Raw genomic sequence first — 24,623 nt, 5'->3', positions numbered from 1 at the left:
ACTGGAGGTCCGAACCCACGCACGTTGAAAAGTGCGGGGATGAGGTGTGGGTAGCGGTGAAATGCCAATCGAACCTGGAGATAGCTGGTTCTCCCCGAAATAGCTTTAGGGCTAGCCTCGAGGTTGAGAGTTCTGGAGGTAGAGCACTGATTGGACTAGGGGCCCCCACAGGGTTACCGAATTCAGTTAAACTCCGAATGCCAGCAACTTATACTCGGGAGTCAGACTGCGAGTGATAAGATCCGTAGTCAAGAGGGAAACAGCCCAGACCGCCAGCTAAGGTCCCAAAGTGTATGTTAAGTGGAAAAGGATGTGGCGCTGCCTAGACAGCTAGGATGTTGGCTTAGAAGCAGCCACCATTCAAAGAGTGCGTAATAGCTCACTAGTCGAGTGGCGCCGCGCCGAAAATGTAACGGGGCTAAACATACCACCGAAGCTGCGGATTCCGTAAGGAATGGTAGGGGAGCGTTCCAAACCGCTGTGAAGCTGTACCGGAAGGAGCAGTGGAGCGTTTGGAAGTGAGAATGCCGGTGTGAGTAGCGAAAAGAGGGGTGAGAATCCCCTCCGTCGAAAGCCCAAGGTTTCCTGAGGAAGGCTCGTCCGCTCAGGGTTAGTCTGGACCTAAGCCGAGGCCGAAAGGCGTAGGCGATGGATAACAGGTTGATATTCCTGTACCGCCGATCCACCGTTTGAACAATGGGGGGACGCAGGAGGATAGTGACGCATGCGGATGGAAGTGCATGTGCAAGTTTCAAGACCGTCTGATTGGCAAATCCGTCAGGCATCAAAGTCAAGGAACGACGCGGAGTCCCGTAGGGACGTAGGTCACGATTTCACACTGCCAAGAAAAGCCTCTAGTGAGGGGGAAGGCGCCAGTACCGTAAACCGACACAGGTAGGCGAGATGAGAATTCTAAGACGCGCGGGATAACTCTCGTTAAGGAACTCGGCAAAATGGTCCCGTAACTTCGGGAGAAGGGACGCTCTACATGAGTAGAGCCGCAGTGAATAGGCCCAAACGACTGTTTAGCAAAAACACAGGTCTCTGCTAAATCGCAAGATGACGTATAGGGGCTGACGCCTGCCCGGTGCTGGAAGGTTAAGGGGATGGGTTAGCGCAAGCGAAGCTTTGAACCGAAGCCCCAGTAAACGGCGGCCGTAACTATAACGGTCCTAAGGTAGCGAAATTCCTTGTCGGGTAAGTTCCGACCCGCACGAAAGGCGTAACGATTTGGGCACTGTCTCAACGAGAGACCCGGTGAAATCATAGTACCTGTGAAGATGCAGGTTACCCGCGACAGGACGGAAAGACCCCATGGAGCTTTACTACAGCCTGATATTGAGGCTTTGTGCATGATGTACAGGATAGGCGGGAGACGTCGAGCCCGGAGCGCCAGCTTCGGAGGAGTCACCCTTGGGATACCGCCCTTCATGCATAGAGTCTCTAACTCGCAGCCGTGATCCGGCTGGAGGACCGTGTCAGGCGGGTAGTTTGACTGGGGCGGTCGCCTCCTAAACAGTAACGGAGGCGCCCAAAGGTTCCCTCAGAATGGTTGGAAATCATTCGTAGAGCGCAAAGGCAGAAGGGAGCTTGACTGCGAGACCTACAAGTCGAGCAGGGACGAAAGTCGGGCTTAGTGATCCGGTGGTTCCGCATGGAAGGGCCATCGCTCAACGGATAAAAGCTACCCTGGGGATAACAGGCTGATCTCCCCCAAGAGTCCACATCGACGGGGAGGTTTGGCACCTCGATGTCGGCTCATCGCATCCTGGGGTTGGAGTAGGTCCCAAGGGTTGGGCTGTTCGCCCATTAAAGCGGTACGCGAGCTGGGTTCAGAACGTCGTGAGACAGTTCGGTCCCTATCCGTCGTGGGCGCAGGAAATTTGAGGAGAGCTGTCCTTAGTACGAGAGGACCGGGATGGACGCACCGCTGGTGTACCAGTTGTTCCGCCAGGAGCATCGCTGGGTAGCTACGTGCGGACGGGATAAATGCTGAAAGCATCTAAGCATGAAGCCCCCTCCAAGATGAGATTTCCCTTTGAGTAATCAAGAAAGACCCCTCAGAGACGATGAGGTAGATAGGTCACGGGTGGAAGCATGGCGACATGTGGAGCTGAGTGATACTAATCGGTCGAGGCCTTGTTCTAGCAGATGCTTGTTGATGACTTCAGTTTTGAGGGCGCGAGCCCGTCGTCTGGTGACGATAGCCAAGTGGTCACACCCGTTCCCATGCCGAACACGGAAGTTAAGCACTTGAACGCCGAAAGTAGTTGGGGGCTTCCCCCTGTGAGGATAGGACGTTGCCAGGCACTTGACTGATCTGCAGATTGCAGGTCAGTTTTTTGTTGTAGAAAAGAAAAAACTGACCAAATGACTAGACTGACCTAGCAATATGAGACAATATAAAACACCTTGATTAGGCTGCCTGTACACCGTATTTTTTCGGTGTCAGGTAGCCTAATTTTTCTTGGATTCGTTCTTCGTTATAGTAATTTAAGTAATTAGTAACGCGTTCAGAGACCTCATGGTCTCTTAGTGAATTAAATTTGACGTACTGGAATTCCTCGGACTTTAAATTAGAGTGGAACGATTCGATAACTGCGTTGTCCCAACAGTTTCCTCTACGAGACATGCTGCTTGTTAGGTGATTCCTTTTAACGAATTCTTGAAAGGCGTATGACGTATAGACACTTCCTTGGTCCGAATGAAGGATGACCCCTTCGGGATAGTTTCGATTCTCAAGCGCTATCTTCAACGTATCAATCACAAGAGACGTTTGTTGATGCTCGTATAACTTGTATGCGACGATTTCGTTATTAAAAAGATCCATGATGGTGGAAAGATATTTCGTCGTGCTGCCGTATTGGATATAGGTGATATCCGTCACCCACTTTTGATTCGGTTTACTTGCTGTGAAATCGCGCTTGATGAGATCCGGTGCCGTTATGATGCGCTCACCTTGAGACTTCCATCTTCGCTTCGGCTTGATCCGACATTGGAGATGGTGTTTTTGCCTGATTTTCTGTACGGTATTCCGATTGGCTTTTAACTGATAGATTTGCTGTAATAATGCCTTTATTTTTCGATGTCCATTCCGATACTTCGTCTGTTTACTTAGTTCAATGACGGTTTTTTCGAGCACCGAAGGTGCTTTCACAGATTCCTTAATCCAACGGTAATAGCTTGCTCTTGGTACATTCAAAGCGCTAAGAATGGCGGTGATTGTATACTTTCTCCGAAGAAACTCTACAATTTTTATGACTACTTCTTTCTCAACTCTCTTTCGATTTCCATGTACTTTTTTAAGATCTCATTTTCCATCTTCAGATGTGACATTTGTCGTTCTCTCTTGTCATCCTCACTCGCAGAATCTGGACCATGTCCATAGGTATATTGTTTACCGATTGGCTGATCAAATCGATAATGTTCGTTAGAGCGATACCATCTCATCCATGTTTTGATTTGAGATTCATTTTTGATTCCGTACTTCTCCATGATTTCTCTCGTCGTTAACTTACCACTCAGCTTATCTTTGACTACTGCCCATTTTACTTCACTTGAATATACGTTTTTGCCCATGCAAAAACACCTCCGATGTTAGTACTTTTTAAAAGTGTACCACTCCGAAGGTGTTTTATATTGTCTCAAAATTTTAGGTTAGCCCATGACAGCCAGTTTTAAAATTCAAGGTGTTGTTTCGACAAGACGAGAGATGACTTGTTTCAAAAGCGCAGCGGCTCGTGCTTCAAGTGGGTCTGGTAGTTGATCAAGTGGAAAATAACGAAGATCGAGGCTCTCTCCGTCCGTCATCTGTAATGTACCCGATATTCCTTTTGCTTGAAAGAGATGAATCACACTATATGTTTGATCGCCATTTGGATAACGGAAGAAGTAATCAGGACCCGAGAAGACGTCTAGTAGTTGAACGCTGCGTGCTTGAAGGCCGGTTTCTTCCTCTAATTCACGCATCGCGACTTCTTCAAGTGTCTCACCTGGTTCCATCGACCCACCGGGAAGTCCCCAACTGTGTGTATCCGAACGATATTGAAATAGCAGTTCATGCTGTGGATTCAGGACGAGTACGGTCGCACCCACGCTGATTAACGGTCGGTTCCCTACGAATTTTCGTAAATCTAATAAGTATCCCATCTGCTCACTCCTTTCGTATCAGTATAGAAGAATATTCATTATGACAGTTAGTAAAAAGAAATAAGGCAAAAAGACTTGCCAATTTAAAAGACACATGTTATATTAATATCTGTCGAAACGTTATATCATCGCGGGGTGGAGCAGTCTGGTAGCTCGTTGGGCTCATAACCCAAAGGTCGTCGGTTCAAATCCGGCCCCCGCAACCAATTTTTAAATAATCAAATCCGAAACGTTTATCGTCGCGGGGTGGAGCAGTCTGGTAGCTCGTTGGGCTCATAACCCAAAGGTCGTCGGTTCAAATCCGGCCCCCGCAACCAATTTTAAACTTAACTTCAACTTTACTACGAAACGTTCAGCGTTTCGTATTTTTTTTTGCCTTTTTCGTCCGGTACAATAGAGAAGGACGAACAGTACGTATTAAAGGAGGAGACATCGTATGATAGAACTGGAAATGAACAGCTTGGAAGAAACGACTGCTTTAGCCCTTGAACTCGGACGACGTGCTGAAGCGGGGATGGTCATTACGCTTGACGGAGACTTAGGTGCTGGGAAAACGACTTTCACCCAAAGCTTTGCGAAAGGATTGGGTGTGACGCGTCACGTCAACAGTCCAACCTTTACGATCATGAAAGTCTATACGGGGCGTCTTCCTCTTTATCATATGGATGTCTATCGCCTGGAAGGTTCCGGTGATGATATTGGACTTGAAGAATATTTGAATGGTGAAGGCGTTGCTGTCGTCGAGTGGTCTGAATTGATTGCGGACAGCCTTCCACCTGATCGATTGGCAATCACGATTACACGAACAGGTGACGATAGCCGACGTTTTGAGCTGAAGCCGATCGGAGAACGATACATTACATTATGTGAGGGATTGAAATCATGAAAATCGTAGCTATTGATACATCGACGAAACAATTATCGGTCGCTCTTTCAGACGGGAAACAGATCGTAGCAGAAGCATCTTACGTCACGTCTTTGAATCATGCGACGAAACTCATGCCGTTACTTGAGCGCTTGATGGCGGAAGCAAAATGGACACCGGCTCAACTGACACGCGTCGTCGTTGCTGACGGTCCTGGTTCTTATACGGGTTTACGGATTGGAGCGACGACAGCAAAGACGCTCGCGTATACACTCGGCATCGAGCTCGTTGCCATCTCGACACTTGAACTGATGGCAGCTTCGACAGGTCATACGGGACGTGTCGCAGCGATTCAAGATGCGCGGCGTGGAGCAGGGTTTGTCGGAGTGTACGACGCCGGGAAACGAATTGGTGAAGAGCAACATGTCGAGATCGCTTCTTTTGTGAAGACGTTACCGGCAGATACGCTCGTCACAGGAGACGTTGATGCGTTCGAAGAGATTCTTCAGCCCTTCGAAAAGGCGGCTCCTGCTTTTCAGACGCCACGTGCCGGCGTACTCGCTTTACTCGGTGCAACGCGTCAGACGGTCGAAGCGCATGCGTTTGAGCCACGTTACCTGCGCTTGGCTGAAGCAGAAGCGAAATGGATCGAGGCACAGCGTCATGAGTAAGGGCATTCGTCGCATGACCGTACAGGATGCTGCAGGTGTTCATGCGGTTGAACTCGAATCATTTGCGACACCGTGGACGCTAGATGCCTTCGAAGCGGAAATGACACAAAATCCGAATGCCTATTATGTCGTTGCCGATCAAGATGGTATCGTTGGGTTTGCTGGTCTGTGGCATATTGCGGATGAAGGACATATTACGAATATTGCCGTCAAGCAGTCACACCGCGGACAAGGACTTGGTGAAGATTTGCTAACGGCATTGATCGCCGTCGGTCGTGCGCTTGGTTTGCGGGCAATGACACTCGAAGTACGTGTCTCGAACACACCGGCGCGGACTTTATACGAAAAACTTGGATTCCAGTATGTCGGTGTTCGAAAACGATATTATCAAGATAACAACGAAGATGCTGCCATCTACTGGCTGGAACTGGAGGAAGAAGACCTATGACACAACCATTGATTCTAGCAATTGAATCGAGTTGCGACGAAACGGCGGCTGCCGTCGTCCGTGGAGGAACCGACGTCTTATCGAACGTCGTCTCGTCTCAAATCGAAAGTCATAAACGATTCGGTGGCGTCGTGCCTGAAGTGGCTTCACGGCATCACGTTGAACGGATCACATACGTCATCGATGATGCCTTGACGGAAGCGAACGTCACGATCGACGATATCGATGCGATCGCCGTCACGGAAGGACCTGGACTCGTTGGAGCACTGCTCGTTGGTGTCAGCGCAGCGAAGGCACTCGCCTTTGCGCACAACAAACCATTAATCGGTGTTCATCATATCGCAGGTCATATCTATGCGAATCGTCTCGTGCAAGAGCTTGAGTTCCCGCTCGTCTGTTTGATTGCATCAGGTGGGCACACGGAACTGATCTACATGCCAGAAGACGGTGTATACGAAGTCATCGGTGAAACACGGGATGATGCCGCGGGGGAAGCATATGATAAAGTTGCTCGGACGTTGAAGTTACCGTATCCAGGTGGTCCACGAATCGACCAATTGGCACAGACCGGTCAGGATACGTTCCATTTTCCACGTGTCTGGCTCGAAAAGGATTCGTATGACTTTAGCTTCAGCGGTTTGAAGTCAGCAGTCATCAATGCCGTGCATAACGCCGAACAACGGGGAGAAACGATTATCCCGGAAGATTTAGCTGCGAGTTTCCAAGCGAGCGTCGTCGAGGTACTCGTGACGAAGGCGGTCCGTGCCGTGAAGGATAAAGGGGGACGTCAATTACTGCTTGCTGGTGGCGTCGCTGCCAACAAAGGATTACGCCAAGGTCTCGAAGCGGCGTGTGCGAAAGAAGGTATTGATCTCGTCATTCCGCCGATGCACCTGTGTGGAGACAATGCGGCGATGATCGGAGCGGCTGCGATTCATCCATATCGCGCGTTACGCCATTCGACACTTGCCATGAATGCAGAACCTGGGCTAGATTTAAAGTAAGGAATCCGAACAACTTGGGGGAAATGGAATGAAAAAAGTCATCATCGCATTGTTAGCGGTACTGGTCATCGTCGCGATCGGACTTCAGGTCCGAGAAATCGTCAACGCATACCAAGTCGCCTATAAGGAAGAACTCGTACCCGATAAAAAAGCGGTCGAGACGAATACGAAACAACGTCCACTTTACGAAATCGGACGAGCAGAAGGGGAAAAGACCCGGATTCAAAAGTTATATGCTTTTGATCAGACAGTCAATGGTAAGCTCAGTAACGTCGTCATCGTCGATCGGAAGTATGGTTTAACGAACAAGGCGAGTGATGATTATTTCATGATTGCTTCCGGAACACCGGTGACGGATCAAGAAAAGAAATCGTTCGAACCAATGATTCAAAAGATGGATGCAGAACAAGTCCAAGCCGAGGTGATCTCAAAGCATGAGGTGACGGCTGTCGAGAACAATAAAAAACGGACGTTGACGTTATTTAAGGTCTTCTATAAGGATACGGATCAAAACGAATACCTCTTCTTCATCGAAAAAGAAGGCGGTCTGAAACTCGATCTATTCAAGAAGGGTTACTCACGTTTGTCTAATTACTAAATCCATGAAAACAGCGGATTCCTAAATAGGAGTCCGCTGTTGTTCGTTCATTGCCATTCAGTGATACCCGTCAAGTCATCATAGATGCGATCGGGATCGAGATTCAATTCCTCGACCGGAAGTCCATTTCGATTGATCCATGCCGTTTTGAAGCCGAAACTCTTCGCCCCGGTGATGTCCCAACCGTTCGAGGACATGAATAAAATCTCCTCGCGTTTTAGACCGAGCGTGTTTAAGGCGTGCATGTAGGATGCAGGAGCTGGTTTATATTGTTTGATGTCATCGACACTGACGAGATGTTCGAACCGATCGGCTAAGCCTGACTGCTCAATCAGTGGATCGAGCATATCATGGGAACCATTCGAGAAGACGACGAGGCGCTTATCTGCCATCGTCTCGAGAACGGAGCTGACTTCGGGATATACATCAAGTGTCAGGTACGTCTCCATTAAGGTCGTGATTTGTTCCTCGGTCACATGGAGCTTCAGTTCGAGTAACGTGTAGCGGAGCGCATCTTGTGTCACTTGGCTGAACGGCACATATTGTCCGTTCAATTGCCGGAGGAAAGAGTACTCCAGTTGTTTCTCCCGCCAGCGTTTACTGATTGCCTCTCCGTGCCCCGGATAAAGCGCTTCGGCTTGTTCTTTGACGGAATGGACATCGAATAATGTACCGTAGACGTCAAAGACGAGTGCTTGAATCGTCATAAAACATTCATCTCACTTTCATAGAGTCTGTTTTAACGATTCCCTTACAGTAAGGATACAAACGAACCTTAGGAACGGACCTGTTGTAAAAAGCGATGAAATGTCTGTGCGAATGCACGACAAGCGGCCTGTTTCTCCGGGGTATTCGGATCAAACTCGATCTTCAAGCCATCCGTGACGATCGTCGCCCCAGCTTCTTTTAATGCGTCTTCGATCAAATCAACGGCTGCGCAGTACTTCGGATAATCAAGATCCCCCGAACCAAAAGCAGCCGCCGGTATTCCCTGTAAGGATTGTTCCCGGAGCTCCTCAACGAAATCTTCTGCTTCATACGGTAAATCACCGTCTCCCCATGTATATGAGCCGAGTAATAGACCATCAAAACGTGATAAGTCCTCCCCGACGAATTGATCTAGTTCCGTGATCGTCACGTTGACATCGTGTTGCTCGAGCTCACGTTGAATGAGCGAGACGATATCTTCCGTATTACCGGACATGCTGACGAATCCAATCGCGATATGCATGCATCTTCCTCCTTTCGGTGTACTTCTCTACTTTAATTGATAATGATTATCAATGTCAAAGAGCATATAAAAAAGCACCTTCCGAAGAAGATGCTTTTTTATATATTAGTCTTGTAGTTCGGCCCATTCCTCAATGGAACGAATGACCGGTTCGAGTTGACGCCCTTTGTCGGTCAAACTGTATTGAATCTTAATCGGACGATCGGGAATGACAGTCCGGATGACGATGCCTTCCGCTTCGAGCTCCTTCATACGTTCCGTGAGCATACGACCTGATAATTCGGGAATGGCATCTTGAATCTCATTGAAACGACATGTCTTCGTCAACAAGTGACGTAAAATCAGACCTGTCCATTTCTTACCTAAGATTTCAAAGGCATGTTCGACTTTGGGACAAAGAGCCGGTTGGATTGCGACTTCTTCCATCAGCACTCATCCTTTCTATAGTTGTAGTATACCCGCTTCTGCTAAAAAAATCGAATCATTTTACTTAATGTAACAAAAAGAACTAAAACAAATCTATTTACTTTTAGTAAGTGATAAGATATAGTCTGTTTATTGAGTTACTTAAAGTAACTAAAAAACATTAGGTAAAAGGAGAAGAGAGAAATGATGGATACAGGACTTTTAATTATTCGTTTAATCATCGGCTTAACGTTCGCTGCACACGGGACACAAAAATTATTTGGTTGGTTCGGTGGACACGGAATCGCTGGAACAGGCGGTTGGTTCGAATCAATCGGCATGAAACCAGGGAAGGCACTCGCGATTACGGCAGGTCTTGCTGAATTGATCGGCGGCTTATTGTTCGCAGGAGGCGTATTCCTCTGGATTGCCGCGCTCCTCATCATCGGATCAATGCTTGTCGCGATCGTTAAAGTACACGGTGCGAATGGTTACTGGGTGACGCAGAACGGGTACGAATACAACATGGCATTGATCGTCATCGCCCTTGGTGTAGCGATGATCGGTGCTGGAGACTATTCACTCGCTGCACTCATCGGGTGAAGAAAAAGGTGGGTCATTCATGAAGTTCGAGGCATCAACGCTTAGTGCAAAAGATAATTACAAATTACTGATCGGAAGCATCATTCCGCGTCCGATTGCTTTCGTGACGACGCAAGGAGAAGACGGGACGGTCAACGCCGCACCATTTTCGTTCTTTACGGTCGCGTCGAGCAGTCCACCACAACTGGTGATTGCCGTACAACGGACGGACAAGGGACAAAAGGATACGGCACGCAACATCCTTGCGAAACAAAGTTATGTCATCCATATCGTCAGCGAAGAAATCGTCGAGGCTGTGAATGAAACAGCTGCGCCACTTGCGTATGGTGAAAGTGAGCTCGAACGGACGGATTTAACACTTGTCGATAGCGACGCGATTGATGTACCCGGAATCGCGGAAGCGAAAATCCGGTTCGAGATGCGCTTGACGCAACACGTTGAGCTGGAAGGTGCCGATCTTTTGATCGGAGAAGTACTGCGTTACCACGTTGCGGATGAACTCGTCGAGTCGTTCCGGATTGATGCGGCAGGTTTGAAGGCTGTCGCTCGTTTAGCGGGGAATGATTATGCGACGATCGGGAAGACGTTTACGATTGCCCGACCTACCAAATGATACAGGCGTGAATGTTTGATTCATTATACGATCCATATTAACGACGAACGTTTCGACTCAAACAAAAAGGAGTGGAGAGACCGGACTAGCTACCGGAATCTCCACTCCATTTTTCATGTTGTTCATATGATTAATCGATCGGACTTCAAGGTTGTGGATCAATTTCGTTTGAAGAGGCTTCAAGACCATGACGTTTACTGTACTGATAGCCATCGAGCAAATAAAAGACGATCGCGAGTGCCCAAATGCCGACACAGCTGATCAAGAAAGCGGTGAGCGGTGAGACACTACCGTAATACGATAAGATCAACGGGTCAGTGAGTTCGACGAATAGCTGTGTCGTCAGGAGCGTACAGCATAATCCCGAAAGTAAACTGACGAAAAGACCGCTCCATGTTTGGATGACGAGACCGATCATACAAGAAATCAGGAGGAACAAAGGAAGCGCGGCATTAAAAGCATCCGGTCGGATGAAGGTGGACACGTAGTCTGCATACATCGGTACGAAATAAAGGATGCCGGATAGCAGTCCTTGAATCAAGTTAATGAAAAAACTTTTCGTCCGCATCAGTGTTGGTTCTCCCATCGTTCCATCAATTCGAGCAGATCGACATCAATCTGATCACGTTCTGCTGAAAGAGCTGTCGCTTTCGGAATATCATTGAAGACTTCCGGTTCACAAAGCAACTGTTCAATTTCTGCCGAACGCTGTTCGAGCCGCTCGATGTCTTGTTCGAGCTGTTCGATTTGCTGACGGCGCTTGCGTTCTTCTTTCTGTGCTTCCTTGTCGATCGTCTTCGACGCCGTGACTTTTGCGGCTTTTGCTTCCTCCGCTTCAAGACGCGCAATCTCTTCTTGCTCCGCCTTCTTCTCCGTGTAGTACGAATAATCACCGAGGTATTCCGTCACGCCCGCTTCACTCATCTCAATAACGCGTGTCGCGATCCGGTCGATGAAGTAACGGTCGTGAGAGACAAATAACAGCGTTCCTTCGTAGTCGACGAGGGCGTTTTCGAGGACCATCTTCGAATCCAAATCCAAGTGGTTCGTCGGCTCATCGAGGACGAGGACGTTCGTCTTCCGGAGTTTCAGTTTTGCGAGTGCGAGACGTCCGCGTTCGCCACCGGATAACTCATGGACGATCTTGAAGACATCGTCACCGCTAAACAAGAATTGCCCGAGGACAGAACGGACTTCTTGTTCACGCATTAGTGGCCATTCGTTCCAAATCTCATCGATGACACGGTTCCGGTCATTGAGTTCCGCCTGCTCTTGATCGTAATATCCGATCGAGACGCCGGTACCGAACCGGAAATCACCGAATAGGGGGCGTAAGCGACCGACGAGAACTTTCAAGAGCGTCGACTTTCCGATTCCGTTTGGTCCGACGAGTGCCAGTGATTCGCCGCGTTGCAAGCGGAACGTGATGTCTTTTGAGACAGCTTCTTCGTAACCGATCGCCAGTTGATTGACTTGAAGAACATCGTTCCCGCTCTGTTTTTCAATTGGGAAGGACAGGACCGTGCTACGTTCATCCCCATCTGGTCGGTCGAGTCGGTCGACCTTCTCGAGCCGTTTCCGGACACTTTGGGCACGTTTTGTCGTCGTCGCCCGGGCGATGTTGCGTTGAATGAAGTCCTGCATCTTTGCGATTTCTTCTTGTTGCTGTTCGAACTGTTTCATTTCTTGATCGTACAAGGCCGCTTTTTGTTCCAAGTACTTCGTGTAGTTCCCGGTGAACTTACGACAGACATTGCGCGACAGCTCATAGACGACATTGACGACTTGGTCGAGGAAGTACCGGTCGTGTGAGACGATCAGGACGGCGCCACGATAACCGCCGAGGTAACTTTCGAGCCAAGCGAGTGTATCGATATCAAGGTGGTTGGTCGGCTCATCAAGAATGAGGAGCTCTGGTGCTTGCAGAAGCATCTTCGCTAAGGCGAGTCGTGTTCGTTGACCACCGGATAATGTCTGAATCCGGCGCGAGTAATCATCCGGATAAAAGCGCATGCCGTGCAAAACGGAGCGGATATTCGCTTCGAACTGATAACCACCGGCTTCTGAGAAGTCGTGTTGCGCTTGATCGTACGTCTTCAAGAGACGATCGTAAGCGACCGGGTCGTTCAAGATATGCTCCATGCCCATTTCGATTTCCATCCGGCGCAGTGTCCGTTCTTGTTCCTGGAGATGTTCGAAGACGGTCAGCATCTCGTTCCAGATCGTCTCATTCGATTCGAGACCACTGTCTTGTGCGAGATAACCGATTTTGACATCCTTGCCTTTCATGATGTCACCCGAGTCATGACTGAGTTCACCAGCGATGATTTTGAGCAAGGTCGATTTACCGGCACCGTTTCGTCCGACGAGCGCAATCCGATCTCGCTCTTGTACTTCCAGTTTGATATTTTCTAAAATCGGCTCGACGCCGAATGATTTCGAGAGTTGATTGACTTGTAAGAGTATCATTTCCATCCATCCTTCCACCCTTTAGTCTATCACGAACAAAAGCGCGAGGTCCTGCGGAATATATTATTTGTGACTCTATGTGAAGTGGTTTACAATCAAGGAGAGTAGAAAGCTTTTTGCAAAGATTTGGGTGCCACGATGGATGTGGCCGAAGGGGGAACTGCAGGATGAATGGACCAGACACAAAAATTCCACAAGCGACAGCAAAACGGTTGCCGCTATATTATCGCTTCATCCAAAGTTTATACAATTCAGGCAAGCTCCGCGTCTCTTCTGCTGAGTTAAGCGAGGCGGTGAAGGTTGATTCAGCAACGATTCGTCGCGATTTTTCCTACTTTGGGGCATTAGGGAAGAAGGGGTATGGATATAACGTTCAACATCTCTTAACGTTTTTCCGCAAAACCTTGAATCAAGATGAGGTGACGAATGTTGCCTTAATCGGGGTCGGTCATCTCGGAACAGCGTTTGCAAATTATAACTTTTTAAAGAATAATAGTACTCGGATAGTCGTTGCGTTTGATGCGGACGAAGAGAAGGTCGGAACAACGACGCATGACGTTCCAATCTATCATGTTTCGGACATGAAAGAACAAATCGAAGCGAATCAGGTCGATGTTGCCATCTTGACGGTTCCATCGCAGTTCGCACAGTCAGTAGCGGATGAGTTAGTCGAGTATGGTGTGACAGGCATCCTGAACTTTACGCCAGCGCGGTTGAACGTGCCAGCGAGCGTCCGGGTCCATCACATCGATTTATCGATCGAGTTGCAGTCGTTAGTTTATTTCATGAAGCATTATTCGCAATCAGCTGAAGGAGTGAAATCATAATGGAAAACCTTATCCCGCTCACACTAGGTATCGGACCAGCGAGCATCGGATTAATCGCGGTCGTCGCGTTGATCATCTTCGGACCGAAGAAGTTACCAGAATTCGGACGCGCTGCGGGTCAGACATTGAAAGAGTTCAAGAATGCTACGAACGGCATCATGGACGACGATAAAAAGGACGAACCGAAAGAGAAGTGATTGAATCATGACGGTTGATCAAGAGCAAAGCATGACGTCGCACCTTGACGAACTGCGCAAGCGGATCGTCTGGTCGCTTATCATCGTCGTCGTCCTGTTCGCTGTCGCATTTCCGCTCGTCCGACCGCTCGTTCGCTTCTTGCAAGCGGACTTAAAAGAGCTCGGCATCGGTTTGAATGCCTTCAACGTCGCCGATCCTTTAATGTTGTATTTGAATCTTGCGTTCATCATTGCGCTGATTTTAGCGTCACCGTTCTGGATGTATCAACTCTGGGCATTCGTCCGACCAGGACTTTATGACAAGGAGCAAAAAGCGACATTGACGTATATTCCGGTCATCTTCTTTCTGTTTTTGGCTGGCGTAGCCTTCTCGTATTTCTGGTTGCTTCCCTTCTTGCTTGAAGTCTCAACGGATCTCGGGAAAGAGCTCGGAATCGAACAAGTCATCGGAGTCGAGAACTACTTCAGTTTCTTAATCCGGTTGACGATGCCGTTCGGTCTTCTGTTCCAATTGCCGGTCGTGACGATGTTCCTGACACGTCTTGGTCTCGTGACGCCATATTTCATGCGAAAGAATCGGAAATATGCGTACTTTGCGCTGTTCGTCGTTGCGGCATTGATCGCACCGCCGGACGTGACGTCACACTTGATGATCTCGGTTCCATTGTTCGTTCTCTATGAAATCAGCATCTTGATTTCTGCGCGGACGTACAAAAAGGTCTTGATCCTCGAGCAACAGGCAGAGCTTGAACGACAGGCGGACTTGATGCGTGAATTGAATAAATGAATCGTGAATTCCTTCCGACGATTTTGGAAGGGATTCTTTTTTAGGAAAGCGTTCTTTTTATATTGATAAAGCAGTTAGTGATGCGTATACTAAAGATAATTCATGGGGGCTTAGCTCAGCTGGGAGAGCGTTTGGCTGGCAGCCAAAAGGTCGTCGGTTCGATCCCGATAGTCTCCACCAATACCAAATATCTAACTCCTCGAAGCGTCGAGGAGTTTTTATTTTACTCCCAGTTAAATTCCTTACAAATATAAAATGTCATGTAAAACAAATAAATTAAAAAAATAGACAAATATAAATTGTTTATTTCCATTAAATTCATTAAACTAAATATACAGAATTTTCGTTTAACTGTTTTATCAGTAGTACTACTATGGTTTTACAGAAAAGGGGAAAACGAACGCATGAAGAAGAAGATTGCACTTATGGCAGCCGTCTTAATGACGTCTTCCAATCTAGTCAGTGCGCAAGGTGCACTGTCGTCGCAAGACAAAGCAACGGGTCAAAAACCGCAAGCGCTCTCACTGAAGAAATCGGGGCAAGAGAAGAACTACAAACAATCGGATAAAGTCCGTGTCGTCATCGAGATGGAAGAGAAGCCGGCGATTCAAATCGCCCAGGCTCAAAACAAGCGGTATAGCACATTGAGCAATGCCGAAAAAGAGTCGATTAAAGATCGCCTCGTCAGCGTTCAAAAATCAGTCAAGTCAGCCATCGCTAAAAAATCGATTCCCGTTACATATAAGGAGAGCTTCACGACCGTCATCAACGGATTCAGTGGTGAAGTCAAGTTCGGCGATATCGAAGACATAAAACAACTTAACGGCGTCAAGAGCGTACATATCGCCCATGAATACGCGCGTCCGGAAGTTGCTAAAGGTGCAAAGCCAGACATGCTGTACAGCAAGGACATGGTCAATGCGAAGGAAACATGGCAAGACTATGGTTTTAAAGGGGAAGGAACGATCGTTGCCGTCATCGATACAGGAATCGATCCGTCGCATAAGGACATGGTCTTGAGCCCAGAGACGAAGATCGATTTGACTTCTTCAAAAGTCGATAGTGCGAAAGAAACAAAAGGCTTAAAAGGAAAGTACTTCACGGAAAAAGTACCGTATGGCTATAACTATGCCGATCACGATAGCGAAATCCGTGATTTAGGTGCGGGCGCATCGATGCACGGTATGCACGTCGCGGGTACGGTCGGAGCAAACGGCGATGAAGCAAACGGTGGCATCAAAGGGGTCGCGCCGGAAACACAGCTCCTCGCGATGAAAGTCTTCGGAAACGATCCAGGAATGCCATCGACATTCAGCGATATCTACATTAAAGCGATCGATGATGCGATTGCACTCGGAGCCGATGTCATCAACATGAGTCTCGGTTCGACGGCATCGTTCGTCAATGCAGATGATCCAGAACAACGCGCAATCGTCAACGCGATGAACAACGGCATCTTGTGTGCGATTTCTGCTGGTAACTCGGCATTCGCAGGTCATGGTGCAGGTAACCCGTACACAGCGAACCCGGATATCGGTGTCGTCGGTGCCCCAGGTTTAACAAGCCAAGCACTCCAAGTCGCATCACTCGAAAATACGAAATTGACACTCGAAGGCATGGCACTGACGATCGACGGTCAGGATGCTGGTTATTTGGCATACCAAAAACAAGATTCACCGAATCCGATTGCCGTCTTCGATAAAGAGAAGAAGGATGTCGTCTATGTCGGTGACGGTCAAGCTTCGAACTACGAAGGCAAAGATGTCAAAGGGAAAGTCGTTTTCGTCGTTCGGACGGGTGATTTTAACTATGGCATGATTCAAGCAGAAGCTCAAAAACAAGGCGCAGCAGGTGTCATCGTCCGTGGTAAAGTCGATCACGGGGATTACGTCAGCATGGCGCTCAATAACCCAACGATTCCACTCGTCACACTCAGCATCGAAGACGGAAACAACCTCGAAGCAAAAGCAAAAGAAGGCAAAGCAATCGCTGTCACGTTCGACGGAAAAGCAGTCTCAGCCGATAACCCGGTCGCAGGACAAATGTCTGACTTCACGTCATGGGGTGTCACACCAAGTCTTGACTTCAAGCCAGAAATCACGGCACCAGGTGGAAAAATCTACTCGACGCTCAACGATAACGAGTATGGCGTCATGAGTGGGACATCGATGGCGGCACCACACGTCGCTGGTGGAACGGCACTCGTCATGCAACGGATCGCGAAGGACTTCAAAGTCGACGGTGCGACACGCGTCAAACTCGCGAAGAACATCTTGATGAACACGTCGCGTCCACAACTCGATCAAGGAAAATACAATGCGCAGCTAAAAACAGGCAACTTCTACTCCCCACGTCGTGAGGGAGCTGGACTGATGGATCTTCGTGCTGCCATGAAGACGCCAGTCGTCGTCACAGAGACGAAGTCGGGTGAAGGTAAGGCATCCTTGAAGGAAGTCGGCGAGAAGTTCACGTTCACACTTGATTTGAAAAACTACAGCAGTGAAAAAGTGACGTATAAGTTAGCCGGAACGGTTCAATCGGATCTCGGCGCAGAAGGATCGAACTTCCTCGAAGCAAACGGAATCTTTAAAAAGGGAACGATCGGTACGGTGGACGCGAACAAGGGCACATATCCGATCTCATTCGCAGTTGGCTCGAAGAAAGCAAGCTCGGTCTCGATTAATCCGAAGAGTTCAACGAAAGTCAGTGTATCGGTCGATCTAAAGGATACAACGGACTGGGCAAACGAACTTCCGCTCGAACAAGTCTTTGAGAACGGCTACTTCGTCGAAGGATTCGTCCGTTTGATCGATACGAAGAGTAAGAATCCAGAATTGACGGTTCCTTACGTTGGCTTCAAAGGGAAATGGGATCAAGCGCCGATTCTAGACGCACCATTGTACGATGAAGACAACACGTTCTATGGTTTGACAGGTCTAGCGACAGAAGTGAAGGATAACTTCGAATTCCTCGGCGCAAACGCTGCTGGCGATGTCGTCGCGAACAAAGTATCGTTCTCACCAAACAACGATGGTAGCGCAGATGAAGCATTCCCGATCATCTCGTTCCTCCGTAATGCGAAAAAAGTCGAGTACTCGATTCTTGACCGTAACAAAGCAACGCTTCAGAAGCTCGATACGCAAACGGACGTCGTCAAGAACTACTACGATAGCGGTTCAGAGGACGGATACACACCAGTCACAAGCGCTGCTTGGGACGGAACGATCAACGGGAAACCGGTCAAGGATGGTCTTTACTACTACAAAGTCAAATCCGTGATCGATTATCCGAATGCAAAATGGCAGTCGAATCTCTTCCCAGTCTATATCGATACGAAAAAACCAGCTGCAACTGTGAAGTGGGATGCGTCGAAATCAACGCTCTCGTGGACAGCAGGTGACCAAGGAACAGGTGTCGCGTCATACGATATCCTCGTCAATGGTAAGAGTGTCTTGAAACAACCACTTGCAGCAACAGAAAAAGCGTACACGTTGACGGATCTTCCAGAGCGCGCGAAGATTGCCTTTGTTGTGAAGGATTATGCTGGAAACAGTGTGAAAAAAGACGTCAACACGACAGGTGTCGATAAAGCGGTACCGAACGTTCAAATCGATACACCAGTTGCACTTGGTCTTGCGACATCAAAAGTCATCAACATCGCGGGTCATGTCTCTGATGAATCAGGCATCAAATCGTTCAAGATCAACGGAAAATCCGTTAAATTAAGTTTCGATGCAGCCCAGCAAAACTATGCCTTCAGCCACGACGTGACGTACACGACGGATGGCGTCAAGTCATTCAAAGTCGAGGCGTACGATGGTAAAGGAAACCGTGTGGCGTTCAGTCGCCAAGTCATCATCGACACAGAATTACCGACGATTCGCGTCACTGCACCAAAAACCGTTTCAAGCAAAACAAAAACAGCCGAGATGAAGATCGTTCTTCGCGATAACTACAGCGAATTACGCTTTGACTTCAATGGTAGCGCGGAATACCGCCGGACGTTCAAAGAGCCGTACGAGATGAAAGCCTTCAAAAAGACAATCACGAAAAAAGTGACGCTCAAGAAGGGGAAAAACACGTACAACTTGAAACTGAAGGACCTCGGTGGACACGTTGTTACGAAAACAGTCGTCATCACGAAAAAATAAGTAACTATAGACTAAAGTCAGGCGGGTATCCGTCTGGCTTTTCTTGCGTGCCGAAGCGCCTTGAAGGGTTTATGAGACGAGAAGAGGGGGAAATTTAAGAACAGAAACAAGTCAGAGGGGGAACAACCATGAATCCGTTCACGACCTTAATCGCCTTCATCGTAGGGTGTCTCGTCTTATATCTTGGTATCCGTGACAAAAACGGCTGGCTGATCGGTGTCGCGATGATACCGCTCGCGATTGTTGCCTATAGCGTCATCTATCTGATCATCCAGGTCAGTGCGTAGTCTTCATGGAAGATGTCTTACCCTAAGCGGTAGGACACCTTTTTTTTGAAATTCGTACTACAGATGAAACCGATCCAGTAAAATGTAAGTATATAACAGTATAGAGAGGTGGATGACCATGGAACACGTACATACACAAACGGATGCCTTAGCGACGCTATACGAAGAGATGCACCAAAAGACACAGACCGGCATGTGGGTCATGCTTGCGGCATTCTTAGCGCTCAGTAACACACTCGAGAAACCGATCTACGCGATGATCGTCCCGTTATTGTATTTTGGCTACGACATGTTCGTACAACGCAAGCGGTTCGCGCTTGTTGCGGAATATACATCAGAGACTTCTGCAAGACGGCTTTATCACGTGCATGTGTTGATCGGTATCTTACAATACGGAGCACTCGCTGGTCTGATCGTTTGGGCAGTCGATCGCCCGAATACATCTTTCTTGATCGGTCTCGTCATCGTCGTCATTCCGTTCTACTGGATCTGCCGAAAAACGTTAGAGTTCGTCTCACGAAAGATTGATCCAACGTATATCACGGAAAAAGAAATTCACAAAGCCCGCTAAAGGAGAAGGTACTATGCAAACGGCTCGTGAAGAACGTCTACAAAAACTTGCGCTCGCGTACCGGGATGTCGAGTGGCTCGGCACACGCTGGTACTGGAACGTGCTTCTATTCATAACAGTTGGTATCTTGATCGAGTGGACCGATATCCCCTTGTTGATTTTGACGATTCCAGCCCTTTTTCTCGGCTCCGATTTTCGCTATCAACTAAAAAACGAAAAATTTTAGACGGCTATATCTCAAAAGCTCAGATCCGTCGACAATTTTTACTACGCATCGGTAGTCACGTCCTGCTGTACGCGATCTTGACGATCGTCATCATCCAGACGATCGAGGAACCGTTCTGGCAGATGCTTGTGGCAATTTTTGCGATTTTAACACCGCTTTACTTCATCAGCGAATGGATCATCCGACGCGACGGGGCGCGTGACCCGGATTATATCAGTGACGTTGAGGTAGCCCGCTTCGTCAGACAGAAAGGAACATCGAAGTGGAACACCTATTCGAGCGACAAGCACGTCTGAATGTAATGAAACGACCGGTGCGTATCGTCACCTATGTCTTTTTAATCCCTGGATTGATTGTCGCTGTACTTGCTTGGTTTTTACCAGCGGTTGAATCCGTTTTTGGACAAACCTTGTTTTTCTGTCTTTGCGGGATTGGAGTCGTTCGGGAAATCGTTCGGCTACGACTCATGAAGTCCTATTTAACGCAAAGTATCTATCAACAGACTGTTCGGAAGGTCGCTCGTCTGACGATCATCGGTTATGTCGTGGCGTGGCTCATCGCCTTCGTCATGCTGTCGATTCCAAATGTTCCCGGTTATTTATTCGTTCTCTTACTTGTCTGGAACGGCGGAGTCGGTCTTGGCGTCACTCGAATGAACCGGTTGGCCAAACAAATCGATCCAGCGTACGTGACGATGGGGGAAATCGAACGTGCATGGTGGAAACGGTAAAACAAAAATCCGCATCAATCAGTGAAAGTGAACTGCTCCCTGTCAAGTAGACAGGACAAATAATAAAAATCCTTCAAACGGCTTGCGCTCTGTATTCTAATGGAGCCAAGCCGTTTAATCGTTGTTGATATCGTTCTTCATTGTAGAAGTAAATATATTTCTGAATCGCGAGTCGGAGTTCGTCGAACTCCACAAACTTATGTAGATAATAACTTTCGCACTTCAACGCTCCCCCAAAAGACTCCATCGGACCGTTATCAATACATTTACCAACCCGAGACATACTTTGTGTGATGCCTGCCACGCGTGTCATGTGACGAAACGTATGCGACGTATATTGGAATCCTCGATCACTATGAAGCAAGGGACGACTTTCGGGTGCACCTTGAAGGGCGAGTTCGAGTGTATCGAATACGAGTTGATTATTGTTTGAGTGCCTAAGAACGAAGGCGCGGATGGATCCATCATATAGGTCCAGAATAGCGCTCAAATATGCCTTCTGAGAGGCGCCGTACTTCAATTCCGTGACATCCGTCACCCATTTTTGATTCAGCTCTGCTGCGTTGAAATCACGGTTCAGAATGTTCTCTGCGGTCTGTTGAGGACGATTACGAATATACAAAGGACGTTTCCGACGTATGACACAGTGAATACCAGCGACATGCATCAGGCGACGGACACGCTTTGCGTTAACGTTTCTTCCGAAACGACGTTTCAGGTTCAATGTCATTCGGCGATAGCCATAGATTCCTTTCACCGAAAGGTGGATCTCGTTCATCTCTTCGATGATTTTCATATTCTCAGTCTCACGTTTCTGCGGTATACCAATCCGACGTAACCACTTGTAATAGGCAGCGCGCGAGACACTTGCGAGGTGACATAGGACGATGATTGGATAACCGAATTGCTCGACCGATGATTGGATGGCTTCATATTTATCTTGAAGACGAATTTGACTTAACGTGACCTCCTCTCGATCTCCTCTAACTTTTTTAAGAAATCGTTCTCCATGCGTAGACGCTCATTTTCTTTCTCGAGTCGTTTCAGATCCAACGCCAAACGGTCTGTATCCGTCAATTCTTCTACTGGCTTCTGACGTCCGCGGCGGTCCATCAGTGCGTCGATTCCGTCCTTCTCGAACTTTCTTACCCAGCTATAAATTTGTTGGTACGAGATCCGATGGGTCTTCATGATGCTTTGATAGTCTTTTCTGTTCTGTATACAGTCCATGACTGCCTGGACACGCTCTTCGAATGTAGTGGTTCTACCTTTAGTCATAGTGGATCGCTCCTTCAATGGTTTCCCTTGAGTACTATGACTAGTATACTTCTCTATCCACTTCGCAAGTAGGCTTTTATCCGAGATATCAAACCGTGCCGTAGCGCTAATAAGCGATTCCTTTTGGTCGAGTACTGCACGTATAGCCTTCATTTTCAGTTCTTCCGGATAACGCGTCCACTCTGTTCGATTACGAAGTGCCATGGAGCCGCCCGTACGATATTTTGTCCTCCATCTATTTAAGGTGCTGACTGAAAGCTCGAAGAGCGAGGCAATCGATTTGATTGAGTCGATTCCATCCTCACACATCTTAATGATTCGTAGTTTTTCATCTGACGAAAACTTAGATTTAGTCATAGAAAAAGCTCCCTTCAAAAAAAAGTAGACAGTTTTTGTTATTTCAACTGTCTACTTTTTGGGGAGCATATCAGATTTTTGATTATTTCTTCAACAGTAGATAGATGAAGTACGGTGCTCCAATCAAGGCGACGACGATTCCAGCCGGTACACCGTCTGGTCCCGCGATGTTGCGCCCGATCGTATCAGCGAACGCAAGCAACCAGCCACCGAGCAAGAGGGCAATTGGCAGGAAGAATTGATGCCGTGGTCCGACGAGCGCGCGGGCGATATGCGGCGCCATCAGACCGATGAAGGAAATTCCACCGGTGACAGAGACGGCAGCAGCAGCGAGCGCGACGGCTGTCAACAAGAGTTGGATCCGTTCTTTTTCAATCGCGACGCCAACACCAATCGCGACAGGTTCATTCAAGGCAAGCAGATTGAGCTTATTCGCTTTATAGAACGTCAGCGGAATCAAGACGAGCAACCACGGCAAGAGCGAGTAGACGAAGATCCAGTCTGTTCCCCAGATGTTACCGGCGAGCCATTTGGCAATGAAGTCGACCTTTTCACGACGCGTCGATGAAATCAGGATGACCATGATTCCAGACAGCGCCATCGAGAAGCCGACGCCGGTTAAAATCAAGCGAATCGGTTGAAGTCCTTGCACACGGTCGTATGAGAACAGGTAGATCGCTGTCGCAGTGACGAGTGCACCGAGGAAAGCAGCGATTGGTAACAGATAGATGAATGATCCGACATCAGTCGGGAAGTACAGGAAGAACAAGGCGACAGCGACGCCAGCTCCCGTGTTGATGCCGATGATACCAGGGTCAGCGAGTTCATTGCGTGTGATTCCTTGTAAGATGGCGCCGGATAGGGCGAGCGCCATTCCTGCCATGACGGTGATGAGCAGTCGGGGCAAGCGGAGCGAATAGAGGACGAATTCCTCTTTGAACGATCCGTTTCCAAGTAACGTCGGCAATAGACGATCATACGACAGGGAAGCAGGTCCAAGACCGATGCTGACGACGAGTGTTGCGATCAATAGTGCCAGTAACGTCCAAAACGTCAGTTGCTGGCGACGGCGTAAACGAGATTCCATCATGAGAAAGCACGCCCTCCTTTTCGAACGATTAAGAGGAAGAATGGTAGCCCGAGCATCGAGACGATTGCGATGACCGGAGTCTCATAGGGTGCGTACAGCGTCCGTCCGATCGTATCGGCAAGCAACATGAACGTCGCACCGAAGATTGCGGTCATCGGCAGGATGAACCGATAGTCCGTCCCGACGATCGCACGGACGATATGCGGAATCATCAGCCCGATGAATGCCATGTTACCGACGAGTGCTACGGCAGCGCCAGCAAGCAGGATGACGACGACGTAGAGGACCGCTTTGATCCGCTGGATGTTCTGTCCGAGACCGAGTGCGACTTCTTCCGATAGACTGAGAATCGTCAATTGTCGTGAGAAAATGAACGCAATCACGATTCCAATTGCGATGACTGGCGCGATGACTTGCAGTTGTCCCCATGTCGACCCGACGAGTCCCCCAGACGTCCACTGTGAGACATCTTGGGCAATCTTGAAGTAGATACCGATCCCTTCCGCAATCGCGTATAGAAAAGCTGAGATCGCGGAACCGGCAAGGACGATCCGGAGCGGTGAGAAGCCGCCTTTTTTCGAAGCCCCGATTCCAAAGACAAGTGCTGCCCCGAGTGCTGCTCCGACGAAACACGCGATCATGATTCCGAAGTAGTCAACTTTCGGGAACAGGACGATGACGAGCGCAAGTGCCGCATTCGCCCCTGCCGTCAGACCAAGCAGACCGGGATCGGCGAGGGGATTGCGTGTCATCGCCTGCATGATGGCACCCGAGACACCGAGTGCCGCTCCGACGAGGATCGCTGCCAGTTCCCGTGGCAAGCGGATTTCCTGGACGATTTTTGCTTTTTCATTCAACGGTCCGAACGTCAAAGCGTTCCAGACTTCGCGCGTCGTCGTATCGGCGGCACCGAACGTCATCGCGATCCAGAACATCCCGAAAAAGAGGACGAGACCGAGTGTGATTTTAATGCCGAACGGAATTCGACCAGCTGACATGAATGTCGCCTCCATTTCTGATTCAGTGAGTGAGCCACAAAAAAAGGAAGGGATCCCGCAGGTTCCCT

27 protein-coding genes, 3 tRNA genes, 2 rRNA genes and 1 pseudogene (1 of these 33 cut by a window edge) are annotated in these 24,623 nt (G+C 48.5%); 21 read left to right on the top strand and 12 right to left on the bottom strand.

The window, feature by feature from the left end; all coding sequences use genetic code 11:
• Together P401_RS0113060 and rrf are read left to right on the top strand one after the other, a co-directional pair.
• Window positions 1-2,147 (top strand): 23S ribosomal RNA (locus P401_RS0113060); it begins 767 nt to the left of the window's first position.
• A 46-nt stretch (window positions 2,148-2,193) separates the two neighbouring features.
• Window positions 2,194-2,309, top strand: a 5S ribosomal RNA gene (gene rrf, locus P401_RS0113055).
• A 107-nt stretch (window positions 2,310-2,416) separates the two neighbouring features.
• Here the strand turns inward: rrf and P401_RS0113050 are convergent.
• Together P401_RS0113050 and P401_RS0113040 are read right to left on the bottom strand one after the other, a co-directional pair.
• Window positions 2,417-3,579, bottom strand: a protein-coding gene (locus P401_RS0113050) for an IS3 family transposase (protein ID WP_152548199.1) whose coding sequence is annotated in 2 segments (ribosomal slippage) — window positions 2,417-3,303 and window positions 3,303-3,579 — 1,164 coding nt in all. Because the reading frame shifts where the segments join, the coding sequence is not laid out codon by codon here.
• A gap of 105 nt (window positions 3,580-3,684) precedes the next feature.
• Entirely contained in the window at window positions 3,685-4,149 is a 465-nt protein-coding gene (locus P401_RS0113040) for an NUDIX hydrolase (protein WP_029342836.1), read from the bottom strand.
• 129 nt (window positions 4,150-4,278) lie between these two features.
• Here P401_RS0113040 and P401_RS0113035 point away from each other — a divergent pair.
• The 7 genes from P401_RS0113035 to P401_RS0113005 all read left to right on the top strand — a co-directional run bounded on the left by P401_RS0113035 (window position 4,279) and on the right by P401_RS0113005 (window position 7,735).
• Window positions 4,279-4,355, top strand: a tRNA-Met gene (locus P401_RS0113035).
• A gap of 34 nt (window positions 4,356-4,389) precedes the next feature.
• Window positions 4,390-4,466: transfer RNA gene (locus P401_RS0113030), tRNA-Met, on the top strand.
• 119 nt (window positions 4,467-4,585) lie between these two features.
• Window positions 4,586-5,035 (top strand): tRNA (adenosine(37)-N6)-threonylcarbamoyltransferase complex ATPase subunit type 1 TsaE, encoded by a 450-nt coding sequence (gene tsaE / locus P401_RS0113025; protein ID WP_029342835.1) that lies wholly within the window; start codon window positions 4,586-4,588, stop codon window positions 5,033-5,035.
• Window positions 5,032-5,685: a tRNA (adenosine(37)-N6)-threonylcarbamoyltransferase complex dimerization subunit type 1 TsaB gene (tsaB, locus tag P401_RS0113020; protein ID WP_029342834.1), complete on the top strand. Its 654-nt coding sequence runs from the start codon at window positions 5,032-5,034 to the stop codon at window positions 5,683-5,685. The genes tsaE and tsaB overlap by 4 nt, the downstream gene beginning before the upstream one ends.
• On the top strand, window positions 5,678-6,133 hold the full coding sequence (gene rimI / locus P401_RS0113015) for a ribosomal protein S18-alanine N-acetyltransferase (RefSeq protein ID WP_029342833.1): 456 nt from the start codon (window positions 5,678-5,680) through the stop codon (window positions 6,131-6,133). Before tsaB ends, rimI begins: the two co-directional genes overlap by 8 nt.
• Window positions 6,130-7,137 carry a tRNA (adenosine(37)-N6)-threonylcarbamoyltransferase complex transferase subunit TsaD gene (tsaD, locus tag P401_RS0113010; protein WP_029342832.1) on the top strand — a complete coding sequence of 336 codons (1,008 nt, stop codon included), beginning with the start codon at window positions 6,130-6,132 and terminating at the stop codon, window positions 7,135-7,137. Before rimI ends, tsaD begins: the two co-directional genes overlap by 4 nt.
• Window positions 7,138-7,165: 28 nt before the next feature.
• On the top strand, window positions 7,166-7,735 hold the full coding sequence (locus P401_RS0113005; RefSeq protein ID WP_029342831.1) for a hypothetical protein: 570 nt from the start codon (window positions 7,166-7,168) through the stop codon (window positions 7,733-7,735).
• A gap of 47 nt (window positions 7,736-7,782) precedes the next feature.
• On the opposite strand, the gene P401_RS0113000 is transcribed toward P401_RS0113005, so the two are convergent.
• From P401_RS0113000 to P401_RS0112990, 3 genes are all read right to left on the bottom strand, one after another.
• A complete protein-coding gene (locus P401_RS0113000; protein ID WP_029342830.1) occupies window positions 7,783-8,442 on the bottom strand; it encodes a haloacid dehalogenase type II in 660 nt (219 codons plus the stop codon).
• Between the two features lie 68 nt (window positions 8,443-8,510).
• Window positions 8,511-8,966, bottom strand: a complete 456-nt coding sequence (locus P401_RS0112995) for a flavodoxin (RefSeq protein ID WP_029342829.1) — start codon at window positions 8,964-8,966, stop codon at window positions 8,511-8,513.
• Between the two features lie 105 nt (window positions 8,967-9,071).
• A complete protein-coding gene (locus P401_RS0112990; RefSeq protein ID WP_023469609.1) occupies window positions 9,072-9,392 on the bottom strand; it encodes a winged helix-turn-helix transcriptional regulator in 321 nt (106 codons plus the stop codon).
• 183 nt (window positions 9,393-9,575) lie between these two features.
• Between P401_RS0112990 and P401_RS0112985 the strand changes: the two genes are divergently transcribed.
• Both P401_RS0112985 and P401_RS0112980 read left to right on the top strand, forming a co-directional pair.
• Window positions 9,576-9,974 (top strand): DoxX family protein, encoded by a 399-nt coding sequence (locus tag P401_RS0112985; RefSeq protein WP_023469608.1) that lies wholly within the window; start codon window positions 9,576-9,578, stop codon window positions 9,972-9,974.
• 19 nt (window positions 9,975-9,993) lie between these two features.
• Complete coding sequence (locus tag P401_RS0112980) at window positions 9,994-10,587, top strand: flavin reductase family protein (protein ID WP_029342828.1); 594 nt, start codon at window positions 9,994-9,996, stop codon at window positions 10,585-10,587.
• Window positions 10,588-10,732: 145 nt separating this feature from the next.
• Here P401_RS0112980 and P401_RS0112975 read toward each other — a convergent pair whose 3' ends face one another.
• Both P401_RS0112975 and P401_RS0112970 read right to left on the bottom strand, forming a co-directional pair.
• On the bottom strand, window positions 10,733-11,173 hold the full coding sequence (locus P401_RS0112975; protein ID WP_152548198.1) for a hypothetical protein: 441 nt from the start codon (window positions 11,171-11,173) through the stop codon (window positions 10,733-10,735).
• Window positions 11,155-13,056, bottom strand: a complete 1,902-nt coding sequence (locus P401_RS0112970) for an ATP-binding cassette domain-containing protein (protein WP_029342826.1) — start codon at window positions 13,054-13,056, stop codon at window positions 11,155-11,157. Before P401_RS0112970 ends, P401_RS0112975 begins: the two co-directional genes overlap by 19 nt.
• A gap of 167 nt (window positions 13,057-13,223) precedes the next feature.
• Here P401_RS0112970 and P401_RS0112965 point away from each other — a divergent pair, with 167 nt between their 5' ends.
• From P401_RS0112965 to P401_RS0112925, 10 genes are all read left to right on the top strand, one after another.
• The gene (locus tag P401_RS0112965; protein WP_023469604.1) at window positions 13,224-13,883 is read left to right on the top strand and encodes a redox-sensing transcriptional repressor Rex; all 660 of its coding nucleotides are present in this window, start codon (window positions 13,224-13,226) and stop codon (window positions 13,881-13,883) included.
• A complete protein-coding gene (locus tag P401_RS0112960) occupies window positions 13,883-14,080 on the top strand; it encodes a twin-arginine translocase TatA/TatE family subunit (RefSeq protein WP_029342825.1) in 198 nt (65 codons plus the stop codon). Before P401_RS0112965 ends, P401_RS0112960 begins: the two co-directional genes overlap by 1 nt.
• Before the next feature lie 7 nt (window positions 14,081-14,087).
• Complete coding sequence (gene tatC, locus P401_RS0112955; RefSeq protein ID WP_029342824.1) at window positions 14,088-14,867, top strand: twin-arginine translocase subunit TatC; 780 nt, start codon at window positions 14,088-14,090, stop codon at window positions 14,865-14,867.
• 104 nt (window positions 14,868-14,971) lie between these two features.
• Window positions 14,972-15,047 (top strand) — tRNA-Ala (locus P401_RS0112950).
• 224 nt (window positions 15,048-15,271) lie between these two features.
• Entirely contained in the window at window positions 15,272-19,018 is a 3,747-nt protein-coding gene (locus P401_RS0112945) for a S8 family serine peptidase (protein WP_029342823.1), read from the top strand.
• Between the two features lie 128 nt (window positions 19,019-19,146).
• Window positions 19,147-19,305, top strand: a complete 159-nt coding sequence (locus tag P401_RS18705) for a hypothetical protein (protein ID WP_014971497.1) — start codon at window positions 19,147-19,149, stop codon at window positions 19,303-19,305.
• A 118-nt stretch (window positions 19,306-19,423) separates the two neighbouring features.
• Window positions 19,424-19,876 carry a hypothetical protein gene (locus P401_RS0112935; RefSeq protein ID WP_029342822.1) on the top strand — a complete coding sequence of 151 codons (453 nt, stop codon included), beginning with the start codon at window positions 19,424-19,426 and terminating at the stop codon, window positions 19,874-19,876.
• A 13-nt stretch (window positions 19,877-19,889) separates the two neighbouring features.
• Complete coding sequence (locus P401_RS18115; protein WP_051656313.1) at window positions 19,890-20,102, top strand: hypothetical protein; 213 nt, start codon at window positions 19,890-19,892, stop codon at window positions 20,100-20,102.
• Between the two features lie 77 nt (window positions 20,103-20,179).
• Complete coding sequence (locus tag P401_RS18110) at window positions 20,180-20,398, top strand: hypothetical protein (RefSeq protein ID WP_051656312.1); 219 nt, start codon at window positions 20,180-20,182, stop codon at window positions 20,396-20,398.
• Window positions 20,365-20,832 (top strand): hypothetical protein, encoded by a 468-nt coding sequence (locus P401_RS0112925; RefSeq protein ID WP_029342821.1) that lies wholly within the window; start codon window positions 20,365-20,367, stop codon window positions 20,830-20,832. Before P401_RS18110 ends, P401_RS0112925 begins: the two co-directional genes overlap by 34 nt.
• A 73-nt stretch (window positions 20,833-20,905) precedes the next feature.
• On the opposite strand, the gene P401_RS18925 is transcribed toward P401_RS0112925, so the two are convergent.
• The 5 genes and pseudogenes from P401_RS18925 to P401_RS0112905 form a co-directional block, all read right to left on the bottom strand.
• On the bottom strand, window positions 20,906-21,784 hold the full coding sequence (locus P401_RS18925; RefSeq protein WP_231925714.1) for an IS3 family transposase: 879 nt from the start codon (window positions 21,782-21,784) through the stop codon (window positions 20,906-20,908).
• Window positions 21,785-21,789: 5 nt separating this feature from the next.
• The gene (locus P401_RS18920; protein ID WP_231925713.1) at window positions 21,790-22,110 is read right to left on the bottom strand and encodes a helix-turn-helix domain-containing protein; all 321 of its coding nucleotides are present in this window, start codon (window positions 22,108-22,110) and stop codon (window positions 21,790-21,792) included.
• A gap of 246 nt (window positions 22,111-22,356) precedes the next feature.
• Window positions 22,357-22,419, bottom strand: a pseudogene (locus P401_RS18915) (hypothetical protein); the annotation flags it as partial.
• 130 nt (window positions 22,420-22,549) lie between these two features.
• The gene (locus tag P401_RS0112910) at window positions 22,550-23,554 is read right to left on the bottom strand and encodes a FecCD family ABC transporter permease (RefSeq protein WP_029342818.1); all 1,005 of its coding nucleotides are present in this window, start codon (window positions 23,552-23,554) and stop codon (window positions 22,550-22,552) included.
• Window positions 23,554-24,555 (bottom strand): FecCD family ABC transporter permease, encoded by a 1,002-nt coding sequence (locus P401_RS0112905; RefSeq protein ID WP_029342817.1) that lies wholly within the window; start codon window positions 24,553-24,555, stop codon window positions 23,554-23,556. The genes P401_RS0112910 and P401_RS0112905 overlap by 1 nt, the downstream gene beginning before the upstream one ends.
• Window positions 24,556-24,623: the final 68 nt, after the last annotated feature.

It is taken from the genome of Exiguobacterium acetylicum DSM 20416 (assembly GCF_000702605.1).
Taxonomy (GTDB): Bacteria; Bacillota; Bacilli; order Exiguobacteriales; family Exiguobacteriaceae; genus Exiguobacterium_A; species Exiguobacterium_A acetylicum.
This window is presented reverse-complemented; position numbering and strand designations above follow the sequence as displayed.

What these genes read in the sequence shown, in the direction of transcription:
- P401_RS18115 (WP_051656313.1), top strand. Translation starts at nt 19,890, where the DNA reads ATGCAAACGGCTCGTGAAGAACGTCTACAAAAACTTGCGCTCGCGTAC.
- P401_RS0112965 (WP_023469604.1), top strand. Translation starts at nt 13,224, where the DNA reads ATGAATGGACCAGACACAAAAATTCCACAAGCGACAGCAAAACGGTTG.
- P401_RS0112990 (WP_023469609.1), bottom strand. Translation starts at nt 9,392, where the DNA reads ATGGAAGAAGTCGCAATCCAACCGGCTCTTTGTCCCAAAGTCGAACAT.
- P401_RS0112995 (WP_029342829.1), bottom strand. Translation starts at nt 8,966, where the DNA reads ATGCATATCGCGATTGGATTCGTCAGCATGTCCGGTAATACGGAAGAT.
- tatC (WP_029342824.1), top strand. Translation starts at nt 14,088, where the DNA reads ATGACGGTTGATCAAGAGCAAAGCATGACGTCGCACCTTGACGAACTG.
- P401_RS0112975 (WP_152548198.1), bottom strand. Translation starts at nt 11,173, where the DNA reads ATGGGAGAACCAACACTGATGCGGACGAAAAGTTTTTTCATTAACTTG.
- P401_RS18705 (WP_014971497.1), top strand. Translation starts at nt 19,147, where the DNA reads ATGAATCCGTTCACGACCTTAATCGCCTTCATCGTAGGGTGTCTCGTC.
- P401_RS0113005 (WP_029342831.1), top strand. Translation starts at nt 7,166, where the DNA reads ATGAAAAAAGTCATCATCGCATTGTTAGCGGTACTGGTCATCGTCGCG.
- P401_RS0112905 (WP_029342817.1), bottom strand. Translation starts at nt 24,555, where the DNA reads ATGTCAGCTGGTCGAATTCCGTTCGGCATTAAAATCACACTCGGTCTC.
- P401_RS0113040 (WP_029342836.1), bottom strand. Translation starts at nt 4,149, where the DNA reads ATGGGATACTTATTAGATTTACGAAAATTCGTAGGGAACCGACCGTTA.
- P401_RS0113000 (WP_029342830.1), bottom strand. Translation starts at nt 8,442, where the DNA reads ATGACGATTCAAGCACTCGTCTTTGACGTCTACGGTACATTATTCGAT.
- P401_RS0112970 (WP_029342826.1), bottom strand. Translation starts at nt 13,056, where the DNA reads ATGATACTCTTACAAGTCAATCAACTCTCGAAATCATTCGGCGTCGAG.
- P401_RS0112945 (WP_029342823.1), top strand. Translation starts at nt 15,272, where the DNA reads ATGAAGAAGAAGATTGCACTTATGGCAGCCGTCTTAATGACGTCTTCC.
- tsaB (WP_029342834.1), top strand. Translation starts at nt 5,032, where the DNA reads ATGAAAATCGTAGCTATTGATACATCGACGAAACAATTATCGGTCGCT.
- P401_RS0112910 (WP_029342818.1), bottom strand. Translation starts at nt 23,554, where the DNA reads ATGGAATCTCGTTTACGCCGTCGCCAGCAACTGACGTTTTGGACGTTA.
- tsaE (WP_029342835.1), top strand. Translation starts at nt 4,586, where the DNA reads ATGATAGAACTGGAAATGAACAGCTTGGAAGAAACGACTGCTTTAGCC.
- P401_RS18920 (WP_231925713.1), bottom strand. Translation starts at nt 22,110, where the DNA reads ATGACTAAAGGTAGAACCACTACATTCGAAGAGCGTGTCCAGGCAGTC.
- P401_RS0112960 (WP_029342825.1), top strand. Translation starts at nt 13,883, where the DNA reads ATGGAAAACCTTATCCCGCTCACACTAGGTATCGGACCAGCGAGCATC.
- P401_RS0112985 (WP_023469608.1), top strand. Translation starts at nt 9,576, where the DNA reads ATGATGGATACAGGACTTTTAATTATTCGTTTAATCATCGGCTTAACG.
- P401_RS0112935 (WP_029342822.1), top strand. Translation starts at nt 19,424, where the DNA reads ATGGAACACGTACATACACAAACGGATGCCTTAGCGACGCTATACGAA.
- P401_RS0112980 (WP_029342828.1), top strand. Translation starts at nt 9,994, where the DNA reads ATGAAGTTCGAGGCATCAACGCTTAGTGCAAAAGATAATTACAAATTA.
- tsaD (WP_029342832.1), top strand. Translation starts at nt 6,130, where the DNA reads ATGACACAACCATTGATTCTAGCAATTGAATCGAGTTGCGACGAAACG.
- rimI (WP_029342833.1), top strand. Translation starts at nt 5,678, where the DNA reads ATGAGTAAGGGCATTCGTCGCATGACCGTACAGGATGCTGCAGGTGTT.